Consider the following 3,691-nt stretch of genomic DNA (forward strand, 5'->3'; position numbering starts at 1 on the left):
CGGCCCCCCCCCGCCCGGGCGCGCGGCGCCCAGCCGCGCGGGTACGGCAGCCCCCTCCCCCCCTTCGTCGCGCTCGGGCAGGCCGCCGCGGTCACCGAGCGGCTGGACCTCGGTACCGGCGTCACGCTCGTGGCCCAGCACGACCCGATCGGCCTCGCCAAGCGGATCGCGACCCTGGACCACCTGTCCGGCGGCCGGTTCACGCTCGGCCTCGGCTTCGGCTGGAACGTCGAGGAGGCCGCCGACCACGGCGTGCGGTGGCGTACGCGGCGCGAGCTCGTACGGGACCGGATGGGCCTCCTGCGCGCGCTTTGGTCCGAGGAACCCACCGCCCACGAAGGGGAGTTCGGCAGCGTGCGGGCCAGCCATGCCCACCCCAAGCCCGCGCAGAAGCCGCGCGGTCCGGTGGTCGGCCCGCGTACGCTCGTCGGCGGCGCCGCCGGACCCAAGCTGTTCGCGCACATCGCGGAGTACGCGGACGGCTGGCTGCCGATCGGCGGACACGGGCTGTCCGAGTCGCTGCCCGTGCTGCGCTCCGTGTGGGCCGACGCGGGACGCGACCCGGCCGCCCTCCAGGTCGTGCCGTTCGCCGTCCTGCCCACGCCCGGCAAGCTCGCGCACTACGCCGAACTCGGCGTCGAGGAGACCGTGGTGCAGCTGCCCTCGGCCGGAGAGCCCGAAGTGCTGCGCGTGCTGGACGAGTACGCCCCGTATCTGACCGGCGGATCCAGTGACACCGTGTAACGAACCACGGCCGGGCGCGAATCGGACAGCACCCCTTTGCCCTGATCAACCCGAACGTATGCTCAAAGAATGACGACTTCCGCGACCTCCGGAACCGGCCCGACCGAGAACTCCATGCGTCGCGCCCTCAAACGTGCCCGGGACGGTGTCGCCCTCGACGTGAACGAGGCGGCCGTCCTCCTCCAGGCGCGCGGCGAGGCCCTCGACGACCTCGCCGCGTCCGCCGCCCGGGTGCGGGACGCGGGCCTCGAGGCGGCGGGCAGGCCCGGTGTCATCACGTACTCGAAGAGCGTCTTCATCCCCCTCACCCGGCTGTGCCGGGACAAGTGCCACTACTGCACCTTCGTCACCGTCCCCGGCAAGCTGCGCCGGGCCGGGCACGGGATGTTCATGTCCCCGGACGAGGTCCTCGACATCGCCCGCAAGGGCGCCGCGCTCGGCTGCAAGGAAGCCCTGATCACCCTCGGCGACAAGCCCGAGGACCGCTGGCCGGAGGCCAGGGAGTGGCTCGACGCGCACGGCTACGACGACACCATCGCGTACGTCCGGGCCGTCTCCATCCGGATCCTGGAGGAGACGGGGCTGCTGCCCCACCTCAACCCCGGCGTCATGACCTGGACCGACTTCCAGCGGCTCAAGCCCGTCGCCCCGTCCATGGGGATGATGCTGGAGACCACGGCGACCCGCCTGTGGGCCGAGCCGGGCGGCCCGCACCACGGCTCCCCGGACAAGGAACCCGCCGTACGCCTGCGTGTCCTCGAGGACGCCGGCCGCTCCTCCGTCCCCTTCACCTCTGGGATCCTCATCGGCATCGGCGAGTCGTACGAGGAGCGCGCCGAGTCCCTCTTCGCCCTGCGCCGTGTCTCCCGCTCGTACCACGGCGTCCAGGAGCTGATCATCCAGAACTTCCGCGCCAAGCCGGACACGGCGATGCGCGGCATGCCGGACGCCGAACTGGACGAGCTGGTGGCCACGGTGGCCGTGGCCCGGCACATCATGGGCCCGGCCGCCTGTCTGCAGGCCCCGCCCAACCTCGTCGACAGCGAGTACGAGCGGCTGATCGGCGCCGGCATCGACGACTGGGGCGGGGTCTCCCCGCTCACCATCGACCACGTCAACCCCGAACGCCCCTGGCCGCAGATCGAGGAACTCACCGAACGGTCCCGGGCGGCCGGGTTCGAGCTGCGCGAACGCCTCTGCGTGTACCCGGAGTTCGTCCAGCGCGGCGAGCCCTGGCTGGACCCCCGGCTGCTGCCGCACGTACGGGCACTGGCGGACCCGGAGACCGGCCTGGCGCGCGCGGACGCGGCTGTGGAGGGGCGTCCGTGGCAGGAGCCGGAGGAGGCCTTCGTCGCCGCCGGCCGTACCGACCTGCACCGCACCATCGACACCGACGGCCGTACGTCCGACCGGCGTGACGACTTCGACGAGGTGTACGGCGACTGGGGCGCCCTGCGCGAGGCGGCCGTCCCGGGGATGGCGCCGCAGCGCATCGACACCGACGTACGGCAGGCCCTCGCGACCGCCGCCGACGACCCCACGAGGCTCACGGACGCCGAAGCCCTGGCCCTCTTCCACGCGGACGGCCCGGCCCTGGACGCGCTGACCCGGATCGCGGACGACGTGCGCCGGGCGGCCGTCGGCGACGACGTCACCTACATCGTCACCCGGAACATCAACTTCACCAACGTCTGCTACACCGGCTGCCGCTTCTGCGCCTTCGCCCAGCGCCGCACGGACGCCGACGCCTACACGCTCTCCCTGGAGCAGGTCGCCGACCGGGCCCAGCAGGCCTGGGACGTGGGCGCGGTCGAGGTGTGCATGCAGGGCGGGATCCATCCCGACCTGCCCGGAACCGCGTACTTCGACATCGCGAGAGCGGTCAAGGAGCGGGTGCCGGGGATGCATGTGCACGCCTTCTCGCCCATGGAGGTCGTCAACGGCGCGACCCGCACCGGCATGCCGGTGCGGGAGTGGCTCACGGCGGCGAAGGAGGCGGGCCTCGACACCATCCCGGGCACGGCGGCGGAGATCCTCGACGACGAGGTGCGCTGGGTGCTCACGAAGGGCAAGCTGCCCACGGCCACCTGGATCGAGGTCGTCACGACCGCCCACGAGCTGGGCATCCGGTCGAGTTCGACGATGATGTACGGCCATGTGGACCAGCCCCGCCACTGGCTCGGGCATCTGCGCACCCTCGCCCGTATCCAGCGGGAGACGGGCGGTTTCACGGAGTTCGTGACGCTGCCGTTCGTCCACACCAACGCGCCCGTCTATCTGGCGGGGATCGCGCGGCCGGGTCCGACGACGCGCGACAACCGGGCGGTCACCGCGATGGCCCGGCTGCTCCTCCACCCCCATATCCCCAACATCCAGACAAGCTGGGTGAAGCTGGGCGCGGAGGGTGCGGCGGAGATGCTCCGCTCCGGCGCGAACGACCTGGGCGGCACGCTCATGGAGGAGACGATCTCCCGGATGGCGGGCTCGTCCTACGGCTCGTACAAGTCGGTCAAGGACCTGATCGCGGTGGCGGAGGCGGCGGGCCGGCCGGCGCGGCCGCGCACGACGCTGTACGGGGAGGTGCCCTTGGAGCGGCAGCGGGCGGCGGAGGCGTCGGACGGGCACCTGCCGGAGCTGCTGCCGGTGCTGGACTGAGCCCGCGCAGGCCTGGAGGAACCCGCTCCGGGCGCCCGTGGACCCCTCGGGGCTCCGGCGGGCCGGGCGCCCCCCGGTACGATGATCCGACCCCTGTTTGATGGGGGACCCGGAGCTGAGGAGATGCGTGCCCGTGCCTGCCCGACTGCCCTCGTGGGCCTGGGTCACCGGCCTTACGGTGGGGGCGACCGCGGCCCGGGGCGGCCCCCCCCCTCCGGCCCGCCACGGGCCGCACCCCCCCGGCCCGGCCGGTCCGACCCACCCCCGCGCCAAGGCGGGGGCGCCCCCCCCC

At 73.3% G+C, this 3,691-nt stretch carries 2 protein-coding genes; both read left to right on the plus strand.

All coding sequences use genetic code 11. The features are described from left to right. A partial coding sequence (locus ACFW2E_RS17240; protein ID WP_384467183.1) for a TIGR03619 family F420-dependent LLM class oxidoreductase occupies positions 1 to 744 on the plus strand: 744 nt, incomplete at its 5' end. A 69-nt stretch (positions 745 to 813) separates the two neighbouring features. Continuing rightward, positions 814 to 3,399 (plus strand): bifunctional FO biosynthesis protein CofGH, encoded by a 2,586-nt coding sequence (locus ACFW2E_RS17245; RefSeq protein ID WP_384467185.1) that lies wholly within the window; start codon positions 814 to 816, stop codon positions 3,397 to 3,399. The last annotated feature ends 292 nt before the right edge of the window (positions 3,400 to 3,691 follow it).

This window comes from Streptomyces sp. NPDC058964 (genome assembly GCF_042741275.1).
Lineage (GTDB): Bacteria > Actinomycetota > Actinomycetes > Streptomycetales > Streptomycetaceae > Streptomyces.

Bases quoted from the DNA above. Each gene is read 5' to 3' on its own strand.
- ACFW2E_RS17245 (WP_384467185.1), top strand. From the start codon at position 814: ATGACGACTTCCGCGACCTCCGGAACCGGCCCGACCGAGAACTCCATG.